Origin of the sequence: Weizmannia sp. CD-2023, from assembly GCF_036225245.1 — a bacterium.
GTDB classification, from domain to species: Bacteria; Bacillota; Bacilli; order Bacillales; family Bacillaceae_C; genus Weizmannia; species Weizmannia faecalis.
Genome location: NZ_JARTJQ010000118.1, coordinates 1 through 6237, shown reverse-complemented (window position 1 = coordinate 6237; position 6237 = coordinate 1). Strand labels below are relative to the sequence as shown.

Sequence of the window (6237 nt, the reverse complement as noted above, 5' to 3'; positions counted from 1 at the left end):
TTTTTACTCCTCAGGGCTGTAGAGCCCTATGCCGATGAACTCGACACAGACGGCCTCGGCAGCTTAATTGCGAAGAAAACGGGGCAGGCGGACGGTCCGAAGATTATGATCGCCGGCCATATGGATGAAGTTGGGTTCATGGTGACGCAAATTGATGAGTCAGGCTTTCTGCGCTTCCAAACGATCGGCGGCTGGTGGTCACAGGTGATGCTTGCCCAACGCGTTACGGTTGTAACAGATAAAGGTGATGTGACAGGTGTGATCGGATCAAAGCCACCACATATTTTATCACCGGATGCACGCAAAAAATCGTACGAAATCAAGGATATGTTCATTGATATTGGTGCCACAAGCCGGGAAGAAGCGCTTGAATGGGGCGTAAAACCGGGCGACATGGTGGTACCTTACTTTGAATTTACGGTTATGAAAAATGAAAAAATGCTGCTTGCCAAAGCCTGGGATAACCGGATCGGCTGTGCAGTTGTCATTGATGTGCTAAAAAATCTGCATAAAGAAAACCATCCAAACATCGTTTACGGCGTAACAAATGTCCAGGAAGAAGTGGGCTTGCGCGGTGCGAAAACGGCAGCCAGCAAAGTGAAACCGGATATTGCTTTTGCACTTGATGTCGGGATTGCCGGGGACACACCGGGAATCTCCGAAAAAGAAGCGCTTAGCAAAATGGGCAAAGGTCCGCAAATCGTGATTTACGACGCTTCAATGGTCGCGCATAAAGGCTTGCGCGATACGGTTGTGAAAGTTGCTGAAGAGTTGAATATCCCGTACCAGTTTGAATCGATTCCGGGCGGCGGAACAGACGCCGGCTCCATTCACTTAACGGGCAGCGGCATTCCATCTCTTGCCATCACGATTGCAACACGCTATATCCACTCGCACGCCGGCATCTTGCACCGTGATGATTACGAAAATACTGTTAAACTGATAACAGAAGTGATCAAACGTCTCGATCGCAAAACAGTAAACCATATTATTTTTGACTAAAATCATAAAAATTCCGGGCACTTTTTGATGCCCGGATTTTTTTATGAATAAAGTTTCCCGATAGTCCACCAAAAAGCCCTTTATGCAAAAATTTGTCACCAAGTATTCTCTCCTTTTGTCCGTCTTTCCTCTTATTGGTATCTCATGGGGATGATGATTGCTGCCACCATCTGAATATCCTGGTTTTAGTTAGTGGAGAAAGGGAAATAAGTAACCAAGCTAGCCTGAAAGACCTAATTTTTGAAAAAATATTGAAACGAGAAGCTGGTTGATAGAAAATAGTGGTAAAATAAACCGTTTGTACACTCGAACAAGGGGAGGCGGGTGAGCGAAGGATGGATAAAAGCGATCTGATCCGCAAAAGGGAAAACATGCAGGCTCAAGCAGCAGCGGCGAGGCAGGATGCTGCACTGCTTGAAGAAAAAATCGAGCGGCTGTATCGGGCAAAAGGGCGAATGGAGGGAGTCATTGAAGGCGCATGGCAGCACGAAAGGAAGGTGGCGCATATTGATTTTCATCCACCCTCTTGGAAAGGCACAACGAAAAATAAGTATTTGAATCACTTGCATAAAATAGAGTCGTCTGTACGCCAATATGTGCACCATCTCCGAAATACGGAGGACAGGCTGGAAGAAGAAATTCGGCGCCTTTCTAACCAGCTGAATGAGGCACAAAGCAATTTATCATATTTGCAGTCGCATATTTCAAACTTGAGCCAGGAAATTGTGGAAGGGGATTAAGTGATGGGAGAAATTGCGATCAATCAAACCGTCTTCCGTGCAGCGCTCAGCCAAGCGAACAGCGCCAGGTCTACGCTTGAAGGCATTAAGCCGGTAAAAATAACACTGCAGCAGACGGATTTAAAAAGCATGAGAGAACAGCTTGAAATAGTTGGGAAACTGCAGAAAGCGTTTGAACTGTACAGCGCGCTTCTTGATGCGGATTTGCAGAAACTGGAACAATTAGGGAATGAGATGGTACAGCAGGATGATCAAATCGGCCAGTCTTTTCACAGGCTTGAGAATTAAAGAGGGGAAAGGGTTGAATGTTGCACCATGAAAGTTGAATTTGAAGAGCTGCTGGATCTGCAAAAAGAAATCGACCGGAGCACAAAAGAATTAACGGCAAAGCTGGAAACTGTAAGGCAAAAAACAAACGCTATCAGCAGGCTGCAATCTTTTAAAGGGAAAGCGGCAGATTCAGCAAAACATTATTTTCACACTACCCACGGCGAAATGATTGAAGCACTGGTGACAGCTGCCCGGCAAGTTCAGCACCGGTACAACCAAATCATTTCCGAATTTGAGGGTACAGTGGATGATTCGCCGGGCGCGGTACTGCACGCTGATTATATGCATGACCTTAATCAAAAAACGCGCATAGTGAAAAACCAAATGATGGACATCCACCATGAAGGCGCGCAAGTTTTGCACAGCATTTCCGATATTGTATCCATTCCGGCACCGGACTTGGGCCATTTCATAGAAAGCGCTGAAGCATCGCAGAAATTTGTTAATGAAGTGAACGAAAAACTCCACGCCTTTGACCACAAAGCCCTGCAAATCGTCGAAGAAAGCCGCCGCGACGTGGACAGGGTAATGAAGAAAGTGATGGAAGCAGGGGAAAGGAGTTTGGTTGGGGGCGGAAGAGCTGAGCGTTTAAATGATAATGGTTCGTCACTACATGAACAACAAGCGTTTGTCGATAAATCAGCAATATTCATTTTAATGAGCAATGGCTTTAAAGCAATGCAACGTACTTATAAATACATTAATAAGTCTAACACCCTATTGACTGCTGCTATCCAGTTCTATATTTATTATAAACTGGATAAAGGGAGGCGCAAAGCATTTAAAAGTGAGCTTTTCCATAATTTTACAAAGGAAGAGTATCGAACATTTAATAATTATATGAATAATACAATCTATAAAATAAATGGAAATGCTCTTTTAAATCATCTGGCTAAATACAAAGGGAAGGCTTTTTCAAAAGAAAATTTTAATCATTTACTTGAGTCTATTGAAACGTTTGGCAGAGAACGTGGGAAACTTGCAATGAAGAAAGAATTTGAAAACCTTTATGGAATAGATAAATTTAGAGAGATGAAGAAACTATCTCCAATTAAAAAAGCTGTGAAAATATCAACAACATTTGTAGACGAATTTGCTGGAAAAAAATATAAAGCAATTAAAAAAACGGTCAGATCTCTCCCAGAGTGGAAAAAACCAAAAGTTGCATACAAAAATTTGACAGAAGAAATAAAAGAAAGTTTTAAAGGCCTGAATACATTGGGAAAAGGGGCAAAAGTAGCCGGCAAAGCACTAGGTCCGCTAGGTTACGGACTTATAGCTGCGGATAATTATAAAAAGTATAAGGGTGACACGCAAAAAGTTGTAGTTGGAACTGTTGTAGACGGTGCTTTTGGCACGGCAGCTACTGCGGCAGGTACAGCAATTGGTTCCGCATTCTTTCCTCCGATTGGCACGGTAGTTGGATTTGGAGTTGGGACAACGGTTAGTTACTTGATAAATCATAAGTGGGGGAGTCCATCCAAGAATATAGCTGATCGAAGTAAAGAGGTTATAAACAAAGGAGTAGATTCGATTGAAAAAGTCAGCAAAAGTATAGGAGGCAGTGTAGCGAGATGGTTTAAATAAAAATTAAGGGGGTTAATAATGGAACATTTTGAATTGGTAAAAAATGAAATTATTCATGGTAGAATGAATTTTAATGAGATGAGATACCATTTAATTCCCGCATTTTTCGTATCTGGTTTTTTTGTGGGATTATCATTTTGGGTTGCCCATGCCGACACAATTGGATGGAAAAATCTATCAGGATTTTGGCATAACATATTTTATATTGAGGCGGTTTTGTTTCTTGTTCAAATCGCCATTATTCTATTTTGCAGAGTTGAGAGTATTTTTAATTTAAAAATTGTTAGTCTGGCAATTACTTTTTATTTGTTCAAATTAAGTTTAGAACCATTCTTAGGGATGGCTATGTTTTTTAAAGATGCTGGTGTCTATGGTATTTATGGTCCTTTTATTTTTCTTATTATTGTATTAGGTTTTTTGTTTCATATTATAAACCTAATCAGAATAATAAAGGAGTTAAAAATAAGAACTCCTAAAGAGAAAAATTCAAAGAAAAGCCATAGAGACTGGTACAAAATTGGGTCTTTACTATTACTTGTCGTTATAGTTGGATTAATATTAGATACCGGATTATTGGGGGACGGTGAACTCCTGTTTGGAATAATCATATCAACAGTTACTTATATTGGTATCTTAATTGGATTATGGGACTACGAGACTACAGTTTACTTAATCTGGCGGTTTCCTGAATATATAAAGAGTGATTTAGAACGTAATAAAAACGCAAAATGAAGAAAAAAAGATAATCTGGAGAGAAGGAGATGTTACTTACATGATCGTCCGTGAATCATCACTCGTTATTCAAAATGTTATCTGCGTGGAAGAAGTGATCCCGCACGATGAGTGGTATGTGCCAGCTTTGAGCCTGCGCATGAACCTTGTTAATGAAGATATTTATTACACAAGCCCGGTGATTTTTACGATAGAAGAAATGGAAAATGAGCCGTCTTTTGGAAAGTATACGTATTATATCGGCCTGAACGGGCAGGTGGAAGTCCCTGAAGATGCATTTTACAAGCAGCTTGATTACATGGAGATTATGCCGGCGATCTATGTACGCTGTCCGGAAGTGGATGAGATTGAGGATGCGTACATGCTGTTAAGGGGTTATGCGGTGCGGAACGGGCTGGAAATCAAGGAGCCGTTTTACCACGTGTGTCTTGATGTGTTTGATGATGTGATGATGGATATTTATGCCAGGGTAAAGGAAGTGCCATCCGATGGTCGTTGAATATGAAACGATTGAGTATCGGAATGTAGTCATGTCTACATATGATATCCATGTCAGCCAGTTCGAAATGGCATTGGAAGATTTTAATGAAAAGCTTACAGATGCGCACCTTACCGTGAAAGGACCGCTGTTTTATGCGCTGTATAACATTCCGTTTGATGAAAGGATGTTGATTGACATCTATATGCCGGTTGAGCAGTCCAATGTTCCGAAAGATACAGACCTTACATTCCAAAGTTATTTTTATATCGATCAAATGCTGATGACGCGGGTAAAAGGGCAGTTTGAAGCCAATACAGAAAAAGCTTATGATGAATTGTTCCGGCACGTCATGGAGAATGGTTATAAAATTTCCTCGCCAATATTCCATATTTTACGCGGGGATGATGAAATGCAGTGGGTGGAGATTAAAATAAAGGTGTTTGAGGATGATGAGGCGGATGATTTAAAACAGGAGCGGTGAACGCCCGCTCCTTCACTTTATACCTGCTTCAGTCCTTGCTCAAGCGTATCCAGCATCATGCTTTGCTTTCCTGATCTGCGTTATTCCAAATCAATCCAAACAACGCGCCAATCCTTGGTAGCACTTTTTTCCTCGCCTCTTTGAATCAATCGACAATCGCATTTTTCAACTGTTCCTGGTATAGCAAGAATTTTGTAAAGTGATTTAAATAATTTAAGCGAGGAGTGCAACACGAGCCGAATAGAAAATTCTTGTCGAATTGAGCGGAAAAAAATAACCGGTTATATATGAATCATGCAGAGGTTTGCTGCAAAAACAACCTTATCAATTGAAAAAAGGTCTGCCCGGAAGTGACAAACTGACTTCGGTGCAGACTTTTTTATTTTTTTTATAAACTTAATCGATCAAGCATTCATTTGTGAATTTTCTTCAATGAATGCTTGATCGCACAGGCTTAGTGTGGAGAACTGTTAATCCAATCCAAGCAGGGGAGTGGCAGGAGATGTCTGTATTATTTTGTCATCGGTTATACCGGTAAAGGGTTTACTCACTTTTTTGAATCGAATTTGCAAGGATTGGAACGCGTCTTTATTTTAAAAGGCGGCCCATGGACGGGAAAATCATTTTTCATAAAGAGGCTGAGTGTAGAATGGCAATAGAAGGGACATAATCTTGAACTGCTTTATTACCCATCCGACCCTGATTCGTTAGAGGGCATTATCATTCCCTCATCAAAAACAGGGGTTGTGGATGAGAGTGCGCTACATGCAGTAGAACCGAAAGTATCAGATAACCAAAATTTTTATCGAATTGGTGTTCCCTCCTTTTTAAAAATGTTGTATAATAAAAACGGAATAGTTTTAACACTTGAAAAGGGGGAATGG

At 41.0% G+C, this 6237-nt stretch carries 7 protein-coding genes; all 7 read left to right on the top strand.

Annotated elements, in window-relative coordinates; genetic code table 11:
- Positions 1–1002 (top strand): M42 family metallopeptidase (locus P9687_RS16050; protein WP_328228811.1); only part of this gene is annotated, 1002 nt, incomplete at its 5' end.
- 335 nt (positions 1003–1337) lie between these two features.
- The gene (locus P9687_RS16045) at positions 1338–1742 is read left to right on the top strand and encodes a DUF5082 domain-containing protein (RefSeq protein WP_035190915.1); all 405 of its coding nucleotides are present in this window, start codon (positions 1338–1340) and stop codon (positions 1740–1742) included.
- Positions 1743–1745: 3 nt separating this feature from the next.
- Entirely contained in the window at positions 1746–2030 is a 285-nt protein-coding gene (locus P9687_RS16040; protein WP_035190913.1) for a TIGR04197 family type VII secretion effector, read from the top strand.
- A gap of 27 nt (positions 2031–2057) precedes the next feature.
- Positions 2058–3659, top strand: coding sequence for a T7SS effector LXG polymorphic toxin (locus P9687_RS16035; protein WP_237340461.1), 1602 nt, complete (start codon positions 2058–2060; stop codon positions 3657–3659).
- 18 nt (positions 3660–3677) lie between these two features.
- A complete protein-coding gene (locus P9687_RS16030) occupies positions 3678–4391 on the top strand; it encodes a hypothetical protein (RefSeq protein WP_035190911.1) in 714 nt (237 codons plus the stop codon).
- A gap of 40 nt (positions 4392–4431) precedes the next feature.
- Positions 4432–4890 carry a DUF5085 family protein gene (locus P9687_RS16025; RefSeq protein WP_035190908.1) on the top strand — a complete coding sequence of 153 codons (459 nt, stop codon included), beginning with the start codon at positions 4432–4434 and terminating at the stop codon, positions 4888–4890.
- Entirely contained in the window at positions 4880–5353 is a 474-nt protein-coding gene (locus tag P9687_RS16020) for a DUF5085 family protein (protein WP_035190906.1), read from the top strand. Before P9687_RS16025 ends, P9687_RS16020 begins: the two co-directional genes overlap by 11 nt.
- Positions 5354–6237 lie beyond the last annotated feature (884 nt).

Coding starts and splice junctions, on each gene's coding strand:
- P9687_RS16045 (WP_035190915.1), top strand. CDS start 1,338: ATGGATAAAAGCGATCTGATCCGCAAAAGGGAAAACATGCAGGCTCAA.
- P9687_RS16040 (WP_035190913.1), top strand. CDS start 1,746: ATGGGAGAAATTGCGATCAATCAAACCGTCTTCCGTGCAGCGCTCAGC.
- P9687_RS16035 (WP_237340461.1), top strand. CDS start 2,058: ATGAAAGTTGAATTTGAAGAGCTGCTGGATCTGCAAAAAGAAATCGAC.
- P9687_RS16030 (WP_035190911.1), top strand. CDS start 3,678: ATGGAACATTTTGAATTGGTAAAAAATGAAATTATTCATGGTAGAATG.
- P9687_RS16025 (WP_035190908.1), top strand. CDS start 4,432: ATGATCGTCCGTGAATCATCACTCGTTATTCAAAATGTTATCTGCGTG.
- P9687_RS16020 (WP_035190906.1), top strand. CDS start 4,880: ATGGTCGTTGAATATGAAACGATTGAGTATCGGAATGTAGTCATGTCT.